At 36.8% G+C, this 19042-nt stretch carries 14 protein-coding genes; 12 read left to right on the top strand and 2 right to left on the bottom strand.

The features are described 5' to 3' along the window. Window positions 1–140 precede the first annotated feature (140 nt). From MHB70_RS15925 to MHB70_RS15900, 6 genes are all read left to right on the top strand, one after another. Window positions 141–419, top strand: coding sequence for a YhdT family protein (locus MHB70_RS15925; protein WP_000800723.1), 279 nt, complete (start codon window positions 141–143; stop codon window positions 417–419). A gap of 3 nt (window positions 420–422) precedes the next feature. After that, a complete protein-coding gene (panF, locus tag MHB70_RS15920; protein WP_001104810.1) occupies window positions 423–1856 on the top strand; it encodes a sodium/pantothenate symporter in 1434 nt (477 codons plus the stop codon). A gap of 107 nt (window positions 1857–1963) precedes the next feature. Then, window positions 1964–2911: a nucleoside hydrolase gene (locus MHB70_RS15915; RefSeq protein ID WP_141555841.1), complete on the top strand. Its 948-nt coding sequence runs from the start codon at window positions 1964–1966 to the stop codon at window positions 2909–2911. Window positions 2912–3026: 115 nt separating this feature from the next. Next, on the top strand, window positions 3027–4136 hold the full coding sequence (locus MHB70_RS15910) for a serine hydrolase (protein WP_000751360.1): 1110 nt from the start codon (window positions 3027–3029) through the stop codon (window positions 4134–4136). 222 nt (window positions 4137–4358) lie between these two features. Then, window positions 4359–5867, top strand: a complete 1509-nt coding sequence (gene argH / locus MHB70_RS15905; protein WP_061530520.1) for an argininosuccinate lyase — start codon at window positions 4359–4361, stop codon at window positions 5865–5867. Window positions 5868–5927: 60 nt separating this feature from the next. After that, window positions 5928–6767: a GNAT family N-acetyltransferase gene (locus MHB70_RS15900; protein ID WP_002093485.1), complete on the top strand. Its 840-nt coding sequence runs from the start codon at window positions 5928–5930 to the stop codon at window positions 6765–6767. 35 nt (window positions 6768–6802) lie between these two features. Here MHB70_RS15900 and MHB70_RS15895 read toward each other — a convergent pair whose 3' ends face one another. Continuing rightward, on the bottom strand, window positions 6803–7552 hold the full coding sequence (locus MHB70_RS15895; RefSeq protein ID WP_061530519.1) for a (S)-benzoin forming benzil reductase: 750 nt from the start codon (window positions 7550–7552) through the stop codon (window positions 6803–6805). A gap of 116 nt (window positions 7553–7668) precedes the next feature. Here MHB70_RS15895 and MHB70_RS15890 point away from each other — a divergent pair, with 116 nt between their 5' ends. Next, window positions 7669–15141: a DUF7507 domain-containing protein gene (locus MHB70_RS15890; protein ID WP_061530518.1), complete on the top strand. Its 7473-nt coding sequence runs from the start codon at window positions 7669–7671 to the stop codon at window positions 15139–15141. 52 nt (window positions 15142–15193) lie between these two features. On the opposite strand, the gene MHB70_RS15885 is transcribed toward MHB70_RS15890, so the two are convergent. Beyond that, complete coding sequence (locus MHB70_RS15885) at window positions 15194–15751, bottom strand: CatB-related O-acetyltransferase (RefSeq protein ID WP_000966319.1); 558 nt, start codon at window positions 15749–15751, stop codon at window positions 15194–15196. Between the two features lie 139 nt (window positions 15752–15890). On the opposite strand from MHB70_RS15885, the gene MHB70_RS15880 reads away from it, so the two are divergent. From MHB70_RS15880 to MHB70_RS15860, 5 genes are all read left to right on the top strand, one after another. Next, entirely contained in the window at window positions 15891–16232 is a 342-nt protein-coding gene (locus MHB70_RS15880; RefSeq protein WP_001268354.1) for an ASCH domain-containing protein, read from the top strand. Beyond that, the gene (locus MHB70_RS15875) at window positions 16229–16624 is read left to right on the top strand and encodes an NUDIX hydrolase (protein ID WP_000986157.1); all 396 of its coding nucleotides are present in this window, start codon (window positions 16229–16231) and stop codon (window positions 16622–16624) included. Before MHB70_RS15880 ends, MHB70_RS15875 begins: the two co-directional genes overlap by 4 nt. A gap of 86 nt (window positions 16625–16710) precedes the next feature. Next, window positions 16711–17331: an acetate uptake transporter gene (locus MHB70_RS15870; protein WP_000070943.1), complete on the top strand. Its 621-nt coding sequence runs from the start codon at window positions 16711–16713 to the stop codon at window positions 17329–17331. 139 nt (window positions 17332–17470) lie between these two features. After that, on the top strand, window positions 17471–17914 hold the full coding sequence (locus MHB70_RS15865; RefSeq protein WP_001062761.1) for a flavodoxin: 444 nt from the start codon (window positions 17471–17473) through the stop codon (window positions 17912–17914). A gap of 16 nt (window positions 17915–17930) precedes the next feature. Continuing rightward, entirely contained in the window at window positions 17931–18830 is a 900-nt protein-coding gene (locus tag MHB70_RS15860) for a WD40/YVTN/BNR-like repeat-containing protein (RefSeq protein ID WP_000449503.1), read from the top strand. Window positions 18831–19042 lie beyond the last annotated feature (212 nt).

Raw genomic sequence — 19042 nt, 5'->3', positions numbered from 1 at the left:
ATTTGTGTTACAATTGTAAAAAATATGTAATGTAAGAGAGTCTTCTATATAATTATAAAAAATCCTGCTTGTTTTTGCTTTCTAGTAGGAAAAACTAGAAGAACAATGGTACAATAATACATCGTGAGAGGAGGGAGAAAATGAAGAATTATCATGATGATCCACGCTTTCGAATCGCCCATAGAGAAGCGTTAATTGGTCTTGGACTTGCTATTATCAATTTTATAATATGGTACGGATTTGCTTATGGGCTTGGTAGTAAAAATCCAAGTGAATATACATATGTATTCGGTTTTCCAGCATGGTTTTTTTATAGTTGTATTGTTGGATTTGTCGTAATGGTTATTTTGCTTAGTTTAGTTGTTCGTTTTGTATTTCAAGATATTTCACTCGATGAGGAAGAAAAAAGTGAGGAATAATAGATGAATTGGTATGTAATCATTCCAATGATAATTTCGTTTATCGTTGTATTTTTAATTGGTATATATGCTTCAAGACGCGTGCAAGCGACTGCTCATAATAAATTTTTGCAAGAATATTTTCTTGGTGGACGTGAGCTTGGCGGTTTATTATTAGCGATGACAATGATTGCTACGTACGGTAGTGCAAGTAGTTTCATTGGTGGCCCTGGTATTGCTTACAATATGGGACTTGGATGGGTATTATTATCTGCGATTCAAGTTGTAACAGGGTATATCGTTTTAACGGTTATCGGTAAAAAGTTTGCAATTATTGCTAGGAAGATGGAAGCAATTACGCTTATCGATTATTTAAAAGGAAGATACAATAATAAAGCGGTTGTTATACTTTCGGCGTTATGTATTATTATCTTTTTATTTTCAGCAACAGTAGCCCAGTGGGTCGGCGGTGGACGATTAATTGAGTCGCTAACAGGTCTATCTTATACAACAGCACTATTTTTATTTACTTTTTCTGTACTTGTGTACGTATTAATTGGTGGGTTCCGCGCAGTTGCGTTATCAGATACGTTATTAGGTATCATTATGTTAGTTGGAACGACAATCATTTTAGTTGCTACTGTTATTGCTGGTGGTGGAATTGAAAAGATTATGCAGGAACTTGTTCAAATCAATCCGAATTTAATTACACCATTCGGAGCAGATGGTAGTTTAACGAAATCATATGTTACATCGTTTTGGATTTTAATTGGAATTGGCGTTGTCGGTTTACCACAAATTAGTGTGCGTGCTATGTCTTATAAAAATTCAAAAGCTATGCATCAAGCTCTAATCATTGGAACGGTTGTCGTTGGTACAATTATGATCGGGATGCATTTAACGGGTGTATTTGCACGAGTAGTACTTCCTGGTATAACGGTACCAGATAAAGTCATGCCGCTACTCGCGATGGAAGTGTTGCCACCTTGGCTAGCTGGCGTTTTCTTAGCGGCACCAATGGCAGCGATTATGTCTACAGTAAATTCGCTATTGTTACTTGTAAGTTCATCGATTATTAAAGATATATATGTAAATTACATAAATAAAGATGCAGCAGACAGTACGATAAAAAAAGGAAGTTTGTGGATTACGGGTATTGTAGGACTGCTCGTTTATGCAGCGGCGATTAAACCACCAGATTTTTTAATATGGTTAAATTTATTTTCTTTCGGTGGATTAGAAGCAGCATTCATTTGGCCAATCGTCTTAGGGTTATATTGGAGAAAAGGGAATGCAACTGGAGCACTTGCTTCCATTTTAGTTGGGGTAGGCTCATATATGTGTATTCATCTTTTCTACCCAAATCCGTTCGGTATACATACAGTTGTCTTCCCAATTTGCTTTGCGTTTATCGCTTACATAGTGGGAAGTATGATTGCTGTGAAAAAAACAGCATAGGCTAGATGAGGAACGTAGTCCGTATAGGACTGCGTTTTTTTATATAAATTTCATCTTTTTTATTCTGTATATGTAGGGCTATTCATAAATTAATAACAACTGAGGGGATGGAGTTGAGGTCGATGAAAAAAGTGTTATTTTTAGGAGACCCGGGAATAGATGACTCTTTAGCAATTATGTATGGATTGTTGCATCCTGATATTGATATTGTTGGCGTAGTAACTGGATATGGGAATGTAACACAAGAAAAAGCGACAAGTAATGCAGCGTATTTATTACAGTTAGCAGGTAGGGAAGATATACCAGTTATTAATGGTGCGAAAATCCCTTTATCTGGAGATATTACAACGTATTATCCAGAAATTCACGGGACGGAAGGTTTAGGGCCAATTCGTCCTCCGAAAAACCTTTCTCCAAATATAAAGCCTTTTTGTGAGTTTTTCGATATTCTTGAAAAATATAAAGGAGAATTAATCATTGTTGATACTGGTAGGTCAACGACATTAGCGACAGCGTTTATTTTAGAAAAGCCGATGATGAAATATGTAAAAGAATATTATATAATGGGCGGTGCTTTTTTAATGCCTGGCAATGTTACACCAGTGGCGGAGGCGAATTTTCATGGCGATCCGATTGCGTCACAGTTAGTTATGCAAAATGCGAAGAATGTAACATTAGTGCCGCTTAATGTTACATCCGAGGCAATTATAACGCCAGAGATGGTAAAATATATTACGAAACATTCTAAAACGAGTTTTAATAAGTTAATCGAGCCGATATTTACGTATTATTATAAAGCTTATAGAAAGTTAAATCCGAAAATAAAAGGAAGTCCAGTACATGACGTCGTTACAATGATGGTTGCGGCAAATCCATCCCTTTTAGATTATGTATATCGTCGTGTCGATGTAGATACAGCTGGAATTGCAAAAGGAGAAAGTATTGCAGATTTCCGTCCTCAACCTGATGCAAAAGCCTTGAAAAATTGGGTACGAATTGGTTGGTCATTACATTATAAAAAATTTCTTGAGGATTTTGTGAAAATCATGACGTAGACATAATAGGAGTATACAAGTTAAAATAATGGAGATGGTTATTTAAATGACCATCTCCATTATTTTGTTTTTTAAAGATAGAGAGAAGAGTTATACAATAGGAGAGGAATTTTACTTGAAAAAAACTATAGTATGCGCAGTAATTGTGGGTATTTTCGTTTTGCTAATATCGGGTAACTTTTTAGTGAAAAAAGTATGGAGTTCAAATAATGATGATGCACAGTATATTGCATCTTTTATTGAAGAACATAAAGATGAAAAAAATAGTGCGCTTCTAGTAAAGAGAAATGATAAAGTTGTTTATTCTGTAAATCCAAATGTTGTATTGCCAGTTGCTAGTACGATGAAATTAATTGTGGCGCTTGAATATACGAAACAAGTTACAGAAGGGAAAATTGACCCGGCTAGTTTCGTTTCAATTAATGATGTCAATCGATATTATGTACCGAATACAGATGGTGGTGCACAAGATAGATGGCAAAGGTATTTGGAGAAGACAGGCAAGATAACTGAAGGAGCCGTTACTTTAGAAGACGTGGCAAAAGGAATGGTTAAGTTTAGTTCGAATGCTAATGCGGAATATTTAATGGAAGTGTTAGGATTAGATAATATTAATCGAAATTTACAAAGTTTATCGCTCCCTGCACATCAACCACTATTTCCGATTGTTTCATCTTTATATATCCCAGGATATTTGCATAAAGAATTACATGTTCCAAAATATAAAATAGAGAAAAAATTAAAAGAAATGACTCAAGAGCAATATCGTGAATATGCGATGATTATTCATGAGCGCTTAAAAAAGAAGGGGTCATTATTACAGAAAGAAATTCCTCTTTATTTAGAGGAACGTTATGATAAAATTTGGTCAGATAGATTACCAGCTGCGTCCGCAAACGATTATATGGTATTGCTGCAAAAGGCAAACCATAAAGGTGGCCTGACAGAAGCTGAAGAAAAAGTGTGGGCGAGTATCGTTGAAACAGATATGAGTGCCAAGAAATATCGTAAAACATTCAGACACGCAGGACAAAAGAATGGGTATACGCCATGGACGGTTACAAAAGCGGTTTATGCTATGGATAAGCGCGGGAACTGTACAGAAATTGTATTCTTAGCGAATAATTTAAATGAAGATGACAGTGCAGAAATACGTAAACATTTAGCAAATTTACATTTCCAAGTGTTGCAAAGTGATAAGTATGATGCGACTTTTATTAAATAAACTCGGTGCATAAAGCACCGAGTTTATTTTTGTCCCGCTATTTGTGGACAGTAAGACTCCCATCTCAAAATTGGGCGAATGCGAGAGAGTTAGGTGGGAGTACAATTGCCTGTAAAAGGCCGATTGGTAAGGGCTAATTAAAGTTTCACTTTATGTATAAGCACTTTTTTACTATCTCTGGGTATGATGGGTAGTAATACTTAGGTGAAAGGGGAAAAGGTGATGAAACAGAGTAAAGAAGAATTTATAAAGAATGAAGGCGCTGATTTCCCTGGGAAAACATATGTGGATTGTGTATTACAACATGTATTTAATTTTCAGTATAACCACTTATTAAAAGATATGTTTCAAGTGCATAAAGCGCATATTATGATGCTGACTGAAGAAAGTTTAATAAAAAAAGAAGAAGCTACAGTTATATTAAAAGCACTAAAAAAGGTAGAAGGAATGCCCAAAGATCAATTGCGATATACAGAACAACATGAAGATCTCTTTTTTTTAGTTGAACATTTAATTTCTCAGGAAGCAAAGTGTGATTTTGTAAGTAATATGCATATCGGTCGAAGTAGAAATGATATGGGAGTAACGATGTATCGTATGAGGTTAAGACGATATGTATTACGATTAATGGAACACCATTTATTATTGCAAGAAAGTATATTGCAACTTGCTGATGATCATAAGGGAACAATTATGCCAGCTTATACACATACACAACCAGCACAGCCAACAACGTTTGGTCATTATATGTTAGCAATTTATGATACGATGCAAAGAGACTTAGAACGAATGAAAAAAACGTACCAAATTTTAAATCAGTCTCCGATGGGGGCAGCTGCACTTTCAACAACAAGTTTTCCTATTAAACGAGAACGAGTTTCTCATTTACTTGGATTTACAAATGTAATTGAGAACTCATATGATGCTGTCGCTGGAGCGGATTATTTATTAGATGTTAGCTCGTTACTTATGATAATGATGACAAATACGAGTAGATGGATTCATGACTTCTTATTATTAGCGACGAAAGAATATGATGGTATTACTGTTGCGAAGCCATATGTGCAAATTAGTAGTATTATGCCACAAAAACGAAATCCAGTTTCAATTGAGCATGCTCGTGCTATTACGAGTAGCGCTTTAGGAGAAGCATTTACAGTATTTCAAATGATTCATAATACACCATTTGGGGATATTGTCGATACGGAAGATGACTTACAGCCGTATTTATATAAAGGAATCGAAAAGACGATTCGCGTATTTTCTATTATGAATGCAGTCATTCGAACGATGAAAGTAGAAGAAGAAACGTTAAAAAGTCGTTCCTATAAACATGCAATAACGATAACTGATTTTGCAGATGTTTTAACAAAAAACTATAAAATTCCATTTCGGCATGCTCATCATGCAGCAAGTACGATTGCTAATATGTCATTGGTGCAGAAAAAGGAGCTTCATGAATTACATTTCAAAGATGTAAATATATACTTACAAGAAAAATTTAAAATACATTTATTGGAAAAAGAGTGGAAAGAAATTATATCGCCAGAAGCTTTTATTCAAAAAAGAAATGTATACGGAGGACCGAGTAAAAAAGAGATGGAACGAATGATTCAAAAGCGTAAAGAGTCATTTAAAAATGAAGAAGAGCGATTTGAAACGGAAAAACGGAGAATATTACGAGCTGAATATAATTTGAACATATTAGTTTCAAATATTATCGAATCGTAAAAGAAGGATTTAATGAATTAATCGCCAATACTTAATTAAAATATAAATGGAGAGAAGAGATTGTCGATGATTCAATTACACGTATATAAAGAGATTCTTCATTTTAAAGAAGATGTTACACCATTTTTAGAAAAGAATGAGCAGGAAAATAATTTAATGTTAGGTATATTACAAGTAGCTCAAGAACCGACATTTATGGGGGTAGCGAAACGAGGAGAAGAAATTACAGTTGTATTTCTTCAAACAGAAGAGAAGATACAAATGATTGTTGCAACTTCTGAAAATTCGGAAGTAGATATAGTGAAACTTGCAAAAGAGTTATCGAAAGTATATCCGGACATTCCTGGATTGATCGGTAATAAGGAAATTGTACAGAAATTAGCTGAAGAGCTTGCGGTGTTAGAAAATAAGAAAACGAATGTTGTAATGAAACAAGGTGTATATGCATTACAACAAATTAAGAAGAAGTGGAACGAGGATGGAATTTTTCGAGAAATAACTAATGATGAGTTGCCATTAATAGAAAAATGGATATATCAATTTTGTGAAGATGTGAAGCTCCCAACTACGAAAGAAGAAGCGGAACAAACCGCACATACATTAATCACTAATAATCGTCTATTTGGTCTAGAAGTAGATGGGAAACTCGTTTCTGTAGCTGCAAAAACGAGACCAACTACAAATAATATAACAGTAAATTTCGTTTATACCCCGAAAGAAGCACGAAAAAAAGGGTACGCATCTAATTGTGTAGCGGCACTCAGTCAACGTATGTTAGACGAAGGGTACAAGACGACTACACTATATACTGATTTAGCCAATCCGACATCTAATAAAATTTATCAAGAAATTGGTTATGAACAAATTGCGGAGTCTGTGCTCATATTTTTAGAGAAGTAGAATAAAAAGGCGTGCTATTTTAGCACGCCTTTTTATTATTCATCAATTCTAATAACTTCGCCTTGCGGGAAGTTCTCAGTTTCTAGTAAGTTACGAATAGCTTTTGCCACATATTCAGGTGATAATAGCTTTCCTTCTTCTTTTAGTGTGATGAATCGGTCTAAATTTGTGAAGTCTTCTTTATTTGTTTCACGAATTTGTACTTGCATATTTGTATCCACAACACCAGGTGCAAAAGCGACGATTTTTACTGGATATTCTTTTTCCTCTTCTTCAGTCGCTACGCATTGTGTAAACATATTCACACCAGCTTTCGTAGTACAATAAGCGCCCCAGCCAAAGTAAGATTTTTTTCCTGCACCAGATGAAATGTTTACAACGCGTTTATCTACTTTCCAGTCTTTCGTATGTTTCATGAACATAGATGTAAGAATCATAGGGGCAAGTAAATTAATGTGAACGTTCGTAATGAATTGTTCGCTTTCTGCTTTTTCAATCGGCTTCATAGGTGCAACTGTACCTGCATTATTAATTAAATGAATAGAAGATACATTGTCTTCTTTAATGGATGAAATGATTTCGTTAAAGTTAGTTTCTAAATGATGTACATCTTGAAGATCTAAGGAATGGAAAATACAATTGCTGTTATATTGTTCTGCAAGTTTAGTAAGCTCTTTGTTTTCTCTTCTAGAAATAGAGATGATGGTTGTGCTTTCTTCTAATAATTGCGCGGCAATTGCCTCACCTAAACCTTGTGAAGTTCCTGTTATGATAACGTAGCGCATAGTTTTATAAACTCCTCTCGTATGTGCGGAATTTTGTTGGACAACGTACACTCTATAGTTTGTCTACATTTTATAGTATAGAGCACTTTTTACTATAAATGAAATGAGATGATTACGTGCCTTTTATGAATCGCTTTACAACGACAGTTACTGGTGCCGTCACGTTCACTGGGAACACGTTGGGACTCAGTCCTACATCTCCTGCACCAGGCAATAATTTCGGTACGATTGATGTATTTACTACGGTAAATACATCGCTTCAAGTGCCAGGATTCCCAGCAGGAACGACAAATGATTGGCGATTAAATTCTGCAAGTGCAATTTTGAACCTTCCAGCAGGGAGTAGTGTCTTATACGCAGAACTTGTGTGGGCTGGCACATACCGGACTGATACGGAGGATGTTACTGCGTTTTTAAATGATAATATTACCTTTACAACACCAGCGGGGACATTTTCTGTTACACCAGACCCAGCAACTGCCCAGCAAGGTTCAGTAGGGAAGCAGTTTTATTATAGTCGTTCTGCTAACGTAACGAACCTTATTAGTGCAGGTGGGGCTGGCACATATACAACAGGTGCCGTGCCAGCTGCAAGAACTTCAGCTGATTCAACAATTAGTCGTTCGGTTGGCTGGACGCTTGAGGTAGTTTATCAAAATGTGAGTTTACCACTAAGGAATTTATCGGTGTATGCAGGACAAGAAATTATTGAGGCATCATCACCACCAGTAGATGCTGTTATTTCAGGTTTTGCAACGCCGTCTACGGGAACAGTTACAGGAAGAGTACTTGTAACTGCCCAAGAAGGTGATGCTAACATTGTTGGAGATCAACTTCGTTTTGGGCCGAATGCAAATGCTACAGTTACTTTATTCGGACCGAGAAATCCTGCAAATAATTTCTTTCAGTCACAAATTTGTAATGACAATGGAAATTTAGATACGAGCGGAACATTTGGAAATCTGAATCAGCCGTTAGGAATAGCTTTAGCGATCCGAAGACAAGGGTGGGATATTACGAATGTAGATGCCTCCTCATCTTTAGTAAACAATCAGACGTCAGCAACTGTTCGCTTTGTCACAAATGGAGATGGATACGCTGCAGCTGGTTTTGGTGTTCAAATTGATGCAACAGGTCCAATCATTAATCCTGTTAAATCGGTAAATAGAACCGTTGCAGGGGTAGGGGGTACTCTCACCTATACGATTACGGTCCCGAATACAGGAACAGGAAGTGCAGAAAACGTTGTATTACAAGATAGTATTCCGAACGGAACTACATTCGTAGCAGGTAGTGTAACGGTAGGTGGAGTAACGCAACCGAGTGCGAATCCCGCGAATGGAATTAATTTAGGTACAATCCCAAATAACACGCAAAGAATTGTTACATTTCAAGTTCGAATAACATCGTTCCCGAACCCAAATCCTATTCCAAATCGTGCAATGGTGTCATATCAATTCCGTCCTTTTGTCGGTAGTGCCCCTATTACAAGTACGTCTTCTTCAAACACAGTACAAACGACAGTGAATCAAGCGACTATAAGTATGCAAAAATCTGTAGATCTACAGACGGCAACTCTTAATGATGTATTAACGTACACAGTTAATGTGACGAATAATGGGAATGTTGCTGCAAACAATGTTATTTTTGTTGATAGTATCCCTGCAGGAACAACATTTGTAGCTAATAGTGTTACGGTTAATGGAGTAGCACGTCCAGGAGCGAATCCATCAAGTAGTATTAATCTTGGAAGTATTAATGCATCGCAAACGACTGTAGTACGCTTTCAAGTACGAGTGACATCGAACCCTCTTGTCAATCCAATACCGAACCGTGCAAGTGCAACCTTTACCTTTACCCCAGTGCCTGGTCAACAACCAATTTCAGGTCAAGCGACGAGTAATACCGTAGTTACTACAATTAATATAGCTGATATAAGAACGAGAAAAACAGTGGATAGAGCTTTTGCGACAGTGAATGACGTTCTTACGTACACCGTTACAATTGAGAATACAGGAAATGTACTTGCGACGAATGTTGTTTTTCAAGATCCAATCCCAATTGGAACGACTTTTATTGCAAATAGTGTGACTGTAGATGGGGTTTCGCAACCTGGGGCAAATCCAGCGACTGGGTTTGCGGTAGCAAATATATCTCCCGGCGGAAGTAGGACAGTGACTTTTCAAGTACGAGTGACATCTACGCCATCAGGAGGTACGATTGCGAATCGTGGAAATGTATCTGCTAATTTCGTCGTTAAACCAAATCAGCCGCCAGTAACGATTAATAGACAAACGAATACTGTAGTGACACAAGTTAATACGGGTGGTTTAAATGTAATAAAAGAAGTGAATACAACGCAAGCGGCAGTAGGGGACACTTTAACATACACAATTGCCGTCCAAAATACAGGAAATGTTCCGTTAACAAATGTGCTTTTCCAAGACATTATTTCTTCCGCTGTTTCTTTCGTTGCAAATTCTGTAACAATTAATGGAGTACCGCAAAGTGGATTGAATCCGAATACAGGATTTTCTCTTCCAAATATTCCTGCGGCTCAAACAGTTGTAGTCACATTTGACGTATTAATTGTACAGGATCCAGAAAATGAAGATATTTTAAATCAAGCAAATGTAACAGCAAGTTTTCAAGTGAATCCGAGTGAACCGCCAGTAACAATCAATGTACCGAGTAATATTGTGAATACAACTGTACAATCAGGGAATTTTGAAGTTGTGAAAGCAGTGAATACAGATGTTGCAACGGTAGGGGATGTTTTAGTATATACAATCGAAGTTATAAATGCAGGTAGTGTACCAGCTACAAATGTATTTTTCCAAGATTCAATTCCACAAGGGACATTATTTATTGAAAATAGTGTAGTTGTTAATGGTGTTTTACAAGAAGGGGCAGATCCAGAACTTGGATTCCCATTAAATAATTTGCCTACTGGTGCGAGTGTAATTGTTACTTTTGAAGTATTAATTGATGAAATTCCCCAAGGAAATAATGTCGTAAATAATGCGAATGTAACTGGAGATTTCCTTGTAAATCCGACAGAGCCACCGATTACTGTAACAGTACCAAGTAATACTGTTATGACAGTCGTGAATTCTTCAGGGTTAAATGTAATGAAAAGTGTAAGTGCTACTGAAGCAGGTGTAGGAGATACGTTAACGTATACAGTTCGTATACAAAATAGTGGAACAGTAGCAGCGACAAATGTATCATTCCTTGATCCAATTCCATCTGGAACAACGTTTGTAGCAAATAGTGTAACAATAAATGGAACGCCTCAGCCAGGTTTAAACCCAACAACTGGATTTCCACTTGCTAATATTCCAGTAGGAGGGATGGTAACAGTTACTTTTCAAGTGACGATCACGAGTGTACCACCAAATAGAGTTCTTCCGAATAATGCGAATGTAACTGCTGATTTCCAAGTAAGTCCTCTGCAGCCACCAATTACAATTGTAACGATTAGTAATATTGTTGTGACGCGAGTAAATGTAGGATCAATTAATGTAATAAAGAGTGTAAACACACCGCAAGCAGGCGTAGGAGATACGTTAACGTATACAATTCTTATTCAAAATACAGGAACTGTTCCTGCAACGAATATTATTTTTCAAGATCCGATTCCTGTTGGAACTGCGTTTGTAGCAAATAGTGTGACGATAAATGGAGTTGTTCAGCAAGGCGCGGATCCTATGGCAGGTTTCCCAGTACCAAATATTCCGGTCGGACAAACGGCTACGATTACGTTTCAAGTTACAGTGACGAGTGTTCCGAGCGGTGGAAATATTAGAAACCAATCGAACGTTACTGCAAGTTTTCTTATAAATCCAGCAAACCCTCCAATAACGACTGTTACGAATAGCAATTTTGTCGTGACACAAGTAAACACAGCACAGTTAAATATACAAAAATCTTCATCTGTACAACAAGCGGCATTTGGAGAAACTTATACGTATTCTGTTGTCATTCGAAATAACGGCACAGTACCAGCGACGAATGTTTCTTTCATCGATCCAATTGCTCCAGAAACAGCATTTGTCGCAAACAGTGTGACGATAAATGGAATTTCACAGCTTGGTTTAGATCCGAATATTGGTTTCCCGCTTCCTAATATTGCAGCTGGGGCATCAGTGACAGTAACGTTCCAAGTTACAGTAGTTACGCCATCCCCACGCGGAGCAGTATTAAATACGGCATCTGCTACAGCCACTTTCTTATTAAATCCTTTACAACCACCTGTAACAACGACAAATTCAAGTAATACGACAGTAGTTACAATACCGTTACCTCCTCCTGGTGAAGTAACAGCAACAAAAGCAGTTGACGTTGCGACTGGGGCTGTTGGAGATGTATTAACGTATAGCGTGCTAATTACGAACGTAGGAATTATACCTGTTACAGATGTACTCTTCCAAGATGTCATTCCGGAAGGAACGACATTTGTCGAAAATAGTGTAACGATAGGTGGGGTTCAGCAATTTGGTTTAAATCCAGAAATAGGATTTACTGTTACTCCATTATTAATTGCTGGTGGAAGTATTACGGTAACATTCCAAGTGACAATTACAGAGATTCCAGATAATGAAGTCATATTAAACGATGCTGACGTTACATTTACTTCACAACCGAATCCGCAGGAACCACCGATTACGGAAACGATATTAACGAATTTAGTCGTTACGACAATTAATATAGCGTTTATTTTTCCGTTAAAACTAGTAGATAAAGAAGTAGCGACTGTAGGAGAAATTTTAACGTATGATGTATTGATTTTTAATTTTGGAACAGTGGCAGCGACGAATGTTCAATTTATAGATACTACTTCCGCGGGTGTAGCATTTGTACCAGGAAGTGTGAGCATAAACGGGGTACCGGCACCAGGATTAGATCCTTTCATTGGTTTTACAGTTCCAGATATACCTGTAGATGATTTTGTACTTGTCACATATCAGGAGACGGTAACGAGCATACCAGAAGGTGGTACAGTTGTTAACTTTGTAGACGTTACCGCGACATTTGCTGTAAGTGAAACAGAACCACCTATTACTGAAACGACGACAAGTAACACGACATTAACAGAAATAAATGAATCTGGTTTGAATGTATTAAAATCAGTGAGTCAGCCGATTGTTGCAGTAGGGGATACAATCACCTATACAACAGTAGTTCAAAATACAGGGACAGTGACAGCAACGAATGTTCAATATAGTGATGTATTACCTTCTTCTATAGCATTCGTGCCGAACAGTGTAACGATAGACGGTGTGTTACAACCTGGATTCAATCCGAATAATGGATTCCCGCTTCCAGATATAAATCCAGGTGAAAGTGTAGAAGTAACATTTCAAGTAACAGTTGTTAGTGTTCCATCAAACGGAACAATTGTCAATACGGCAAATGTAACAGGTAGCTTTGTATTAGTACCAGGAGAACCACCAGTTATAGTAAACCAACCGAGCAATACAACACTCACAACTGTCAATAGAGGACAATTTAATGTTATTAAACAAGTAAATAGAGCGGCTACTCTCGTTGGAGATGTATTAACGTATACGGTTCAAATAACGAATACAGGAACAGTAATAGCTAACGATGTTCAGTTTGTTGATACGATTTCAGCAGGAGCGTCATTTGTACCAAATAGTGTAACGGTAAATGGAGTTTCGCAACTAAACTTAAATCCGATTACTGGCTTTGGAGTTGGAGATATACCAGTTGGTGAAACGGTTATAGTGACGTTTCAAGCGACAGTTACAACCATCCCGTCATCAGGAACAATTACGAACGTTGCAAATATAACAGGAAGTTTTACTTTAGTGCCAGGAGAACCACCGGTTATAGTGACAGATCCGAGTAATACGACTATAACAAGAATAAATAGAGGACGTTTCAGCATTATAAAATCTGTAAATAAAGAAGCGACACGTTTAGGAGATACGTTAACGTATAGTGTGCAAGTTACAAATACGGGAACGGTAACAGCGACGAATGTTCAGTTTATCGATGTTCCATCACCTAGTTTAGAATTTGTTCCTGGAAGTGTACAAATAAATGGGATTCCGCAAGTAGGTTTAGATCCTTTTGTAGGCTTTTCATTACCGGATCTTGCAGTAGGGGATAGCGTATTAATCACATTTGAAGTAAATGTAATTTCAATTCCGCCTTCTAGTAGCATTATGAATACAGCGAGAGTAACTGGTAATTTCGAATTGATTCCAGGAGAACCACCGTTTACAATTACCAATTCAAGTAATACGACAGTCACACCAGTAAATAGAGGCAGTTTAGATATGCTGAAAGAAGTAGATCATTCAATTGTTGGAGTAGGAGAAACGGTAACGTATCGTGTTCGTATATTAAATACTGGTACGGCTGACGCAATGAATGTTCAATTTATTGATGTGCTATCTCCGGAAGCTGTTTTTGTACCAAATAGTGTAACGGTAAATGGAGTAGCGCGTCCGGGAGTAAATCCGCAGGTTGGATTTACGATTTTGGACATTCCAGTCGGTGAGACGGCGATTGTAACATATGAAGCTACGATTACGAGTTTTCCAGATGGTGGTACAGTAGTGAACGTTGCTGGGGCATCAGCAGAATATATTTTAGTACCAGGTGAACCGCCAGTTACAGTGATGGACACGAGTAATACAGTTATTGTAACGGTAAATACTGCAATCTTATTTGTTGCAAAAGGAGCAAACTTTGAAGTAGCAATGGTAGGAGATGTTGTCACTTACGGCATTGCCGTCATAAATGATAGTACAGTTCCTGTGACGAATATTGTTTTAACAGATATCATTGATCCAAATACGTTATTTATAAATGGCACGGTAACGGTAAATGATGTACCTCTTCCATTTGCCAATCCGAATACGGGTATTCCGTTAGGTGATTTTCAGCCAAATGATGCGGCAATTATTAATTTCCAAGTTGTAATAACGGGAGGACAAATAAATAATTTAGTTACAAATACTGCTACAGCGACTGGGCTCGCAACTGTAAATCCGAATGAGCCGCCTGTAGTAGTTGAAGGTGATAGTAATACAGTTGTTATCCCGTTTATCCCTCAAAATGTCTCAACGACAGTCGTAAAAACGGCAAATCTTCAAACAGCAACAATTGGAGATGTCATTACGTTTACGACAGTCATTACAAATACAGGTGATACTGTCATGCAAAATATTCGTTTTCAAGACATGTTAGATAGTAGTGTTCGATTTATCCCTGGGAGCGTAATAGTCGATAGTGTTCCATTACGAAATGTAAGTCCAGTATCAGGGTTTCTTATAGGGAATTTAAATCCGGGTGAAGCGCGGACAGTTTCGTTTCAAGTAGTAGTTCAGAGCGCACCAAGTGGTTCAGGAAATTATATTAACCAAGCGAGTATTCGCTTTGAACATCAAGTAGGTACAGTATTGCCACCTGTTACACAAATAATAGAAAGTAACATGGTAGTCATCCCATTTGTTCCAACGATAGAACAAATTTGCGAAACGAACTTTAATTGCTTAGATAAAATTCCATTTCAATGTTCTCCATGTAATCACTTACAAATAAATAAAAAATAAATACCAAAAGAGCATCCTGTAAGAATAGGATGCTCTTTTTTATGTGTATCAATCATGTAGATTCTTTTTCGGGTGAGGTGAAAAATTCATTGGTTTTGTTGGAGAGTAGAAATGGAATAGCTCCTTTTATGACAGAAATATCCCAGTCCCACCATGCAAGTTTTTCTAGTTTTTCAATGGTTTCTTGTGAAAAACGATAGCGAACTAGTTTGGCAGGGTTCCCAGCTACAATTGCATATGGAGGTACGTCTTTTGTAACTACACTCTTTGCGCCGATAATGGCCCCGTTACCAATTGTAACACCAGATAAAACGCAGGATTGATAACCAATCCATACATCATTGCCGACTACGATATCACCTTTTGATGAAGGATGACCAGTAATATGTGCTCCTTCATCGAAGAGAGCATTAAATGGGTAAGTCGTTATCCAATCAGCACGATGCTCGCCGCCAAGTATGAAAACGACTTCTTCTCCTAATGAACAAAACTTACCTATTTTCAATTTCGTTTCATCATTCCAAGAAAAAATAGTTGGACCTACTTTACTATAAGTATAATCACCAATATCATATTTACTATATTCAGGTTTTTGATTTAAATATAACATAACAAATTTAGCATCCTTTCTAAAGCAAGTAATGGATATGGAACATTATATGCAAGGTGGAGTAAGGCGAACTGTGTTGTATGAATTAGTAAGATGTAAGTATGTTAGTAGAGAAAATGAATAACGGGGAGTGGAGTGGATGAGATACGAAATGGGGTTATATAATAAACCTTTTCAGTCAATTCAATCAGGAAAAAAGGTATATGAAGTACGCTTATACGATAAAAAACGTCAACTTATAAAACAAGGCGATGAAATTGTATTTACGAACCTTACGACAGCAGAAACGATGGTTGTAAAAGTAACGGAAGTAAAGCGATACGAAAGCTTTAAAGAAATGTACGAGCAAATTGATAAAAAGTTATTGGATTGTGAAAATGATAGTTTAGAGGAAATGTTAGAAAGTACATACAAAATATATACGAAAGAACAAGAAGAAAAGTGGGGAACAGTTGCGGTTCGTATTGAGGTAATAAAATGATGAGAAATCGCGGCGTGGCTATTATTGTACAGGATGGAAAAATTGCTCTAATAAAACGTGTTCGAGACGATGAAGTATATTACGTTTTTCCAGGCGGTGGAATAGAAGAAGGAGAAACATCGGAAGAGGCAACGAAGCGAGAGATATACGAAGAATTAGGGTTACATATAGAAGTAAAGCACCTTATTACAAAGATAAAGTATAAAGGTACCGAATATTATTATGAAGCCTATATTACGGACGGAGTATTCGGAAGCGGAAAAGGTGAGGAGTTTAAGCAGAAAGATAGAGGTTGTTATATTCCGTTATGGATACCGATAAATGAGTTGAAAAATGTGAATATAAAACCTTACGAAGTGGTCGAAAGTATATTCGATTATTATAAGATGTAAGGTCTGACAACATACAAAAAAAACCATTGACATAGCCTGCTGATTTAAGTATTGTATTCGAGTATGTTTATAATCAGGAGGTTTATATGAGCAATCAAACTACTACACATCATGTGAAAATGACAACAGCAGATCCATCTGGAATCGGTCTATTTGGATTAGCAATGGTAACACTTGTAGCATCATCTCAAAAGTTAGGTTTAACAGATGGCGTTTCACTTGTATTACCATGGGCAATCTTTTTAGGGGGATTTGCACAAATCTTTGCATGCATTCACGATGCAAAGCATAACAACACGTTCGGTACGACAGCATTTGGTGCGTACGGCCTGTTTTGGTTAGGTGTTGGAATGACTTGGTTAATTCAACTTGGAGTATTCGGCGAAAAATTAGCCCAAACTGCAGATTCAAAACAGCTTGGTGTAGCCTTTATCGGATATTTAATTTTCACAATCTTTATGACGATTGGTGCAATGGAAACACATAAAGTATTATTTATGATTTTCGTACTTATTGATTTCTTATTTATTGGTCTTTCATTAAGTACTTTAGGTGTTATGCCGCACGCAATGCATAATTTAGCAGCATATTCTGAACTATGTATTTCATTATTATCTTTCTATGGTTCAGCCGCAGCAGTGTTAAATACACACTTCGGAAAAGTTGTTTTACCAGTTGGAAAGCCATTTGGTATTTTTAAAAAGTAATAAAAAAGCACAGGTGATTGTATAGTCATCTGTGCTTTTTTGTATGGAATAAATAAAAATGAAAAATATAATTGAAATTGATTCTCATTATTAATATAATGAGGATGAGAATCATTCATTGCAAGAGGGGGATGCCAAAGTGGCGAAAATTTTAATTGCGTATGCGAGTATGTCAGGAAATACAGAGAGTATTGCTGATTTAATAAAAGTAAGTTTGGATGCTTTTGATCATGAAGTAGTATTGCAAGAGATGGAAGGCATGGATGCTGAAGAATTGCTAGCTTATGATGGAATTATTTTAGGATCTTATACGTGGGGCGATGGTGAATTGCCGTTTGAGGCAGAAGATTTCCACGAGGATTTAGAAAATATAGATTTGTCAGGAAAAAAAGCAGCTGTATTTGGATCAGGTGATACGGCATATGAACTGTTTTGTGAAGCGGTGACGATATTTGAAGAACGTCTTGTAGAACGCGGTGCAGAACTTGTACAAGAAGGATTGAAAATTGAATTATCTCCAGAAGATGAAGAGGATATTGAAAAATGCAGTAATTTTGCAATTGCATTTGCTGAGAAGTTCTAAGAATGGGAGTGTCAACGTGGAGACAATGTTAAGTGCAACTGCTATTACAAAATTAAGAGATGGAAAACTTATGTTAGCTACTACATATGATGGCTTATTTATTGAACAAGACGGAGAATGGAAACAGATTTTAAATGGCTTTCAAAAACGAATTCGGGATTTACATAGCGTAGATAATATAGTTTATGGTGTAGGCGACGAAGGGACTTTTATTCGTAGCATGAATGGTGGAGAGAACTGGACAATTCAGCGTTTTCCAACAAAAGCAACGAGTTGGAATGTGTGTAGTAATGTACAAGGAACTGTCATTGCTCATGGAGATAAAACATTGTATCTTTCTAATAATTTCGGTTCTACATGGGAGACCATTCATCCATTTCTTGATTATGGCAGTGATGCACCGTCTATTCGTTCGTTATTCTTATATAAACATTACTTATTTATTGGTACGAAAATACATGCGAAATATGGTGGTGTTTGGCTTTTTGATTTAGAGAAACGTAAATTAAAAAGAATTAAAATAGCGATGAATCAAATGATTTCTGCGTTGACTCTACATAATTCTTATCTAGTAGCAGCAAGTGGATCGTGTAAAGGAATTGGTGGTAATATTTCTTTTTGTAAAATAGATGAAAGTATTGAGAATGAAAAACTATATTGGCATACATGTCAAAGTGAGCAGAAAGCTAGTAGCTATTTAGACTTAAGTGTAGATCAACATGTGCTATATACGACTTCAACGCAAAATAAGGCGGGCGTTAGCACGGTTTGCCGTGTGCATCTTAATGAAGGGATTGTTACAGTATGTGACTCGGTTAAAGGGCATGGTTGGCGCATTGTTAATCAAAAAGAAGGCTATGTTGTAGCTGGATCAGGTGAATCAAAAGCGATGCAGTGGAAGAAAAAAGTTGTTTAGCAAAAAAAACTTTGCTTTTATTATATTGATATGATATAGTATGTTTAAACCATTTTACTTTTAATAATATAGAGATTTAAATGAGCTGTAACTTCCGAGGAGGATAGCAATGTTAAATCTCCTCAGGGGTTGCAGTTTTTTAATGTCTGGTTTATTATTGTAAGGTGGTTGAAAATGAATATGTACATATAGGTACATTGTAGGAGGATTTT

The sequence above is a fragment of the Bacillus sp. FSL M7-1020 genome, assembly GCF_038050415.1.
Classification (GTDB): Bacteria; Bacillota; Bacilli; order Bacillales; family Bacillaceae_G; genus Bacillus_A; species Bacillus_A toyonensis.
Note: the sequence above shows the minus strand (reverse complement) of the source record. Positions and strands in the feature narration are given on the sequence as shown.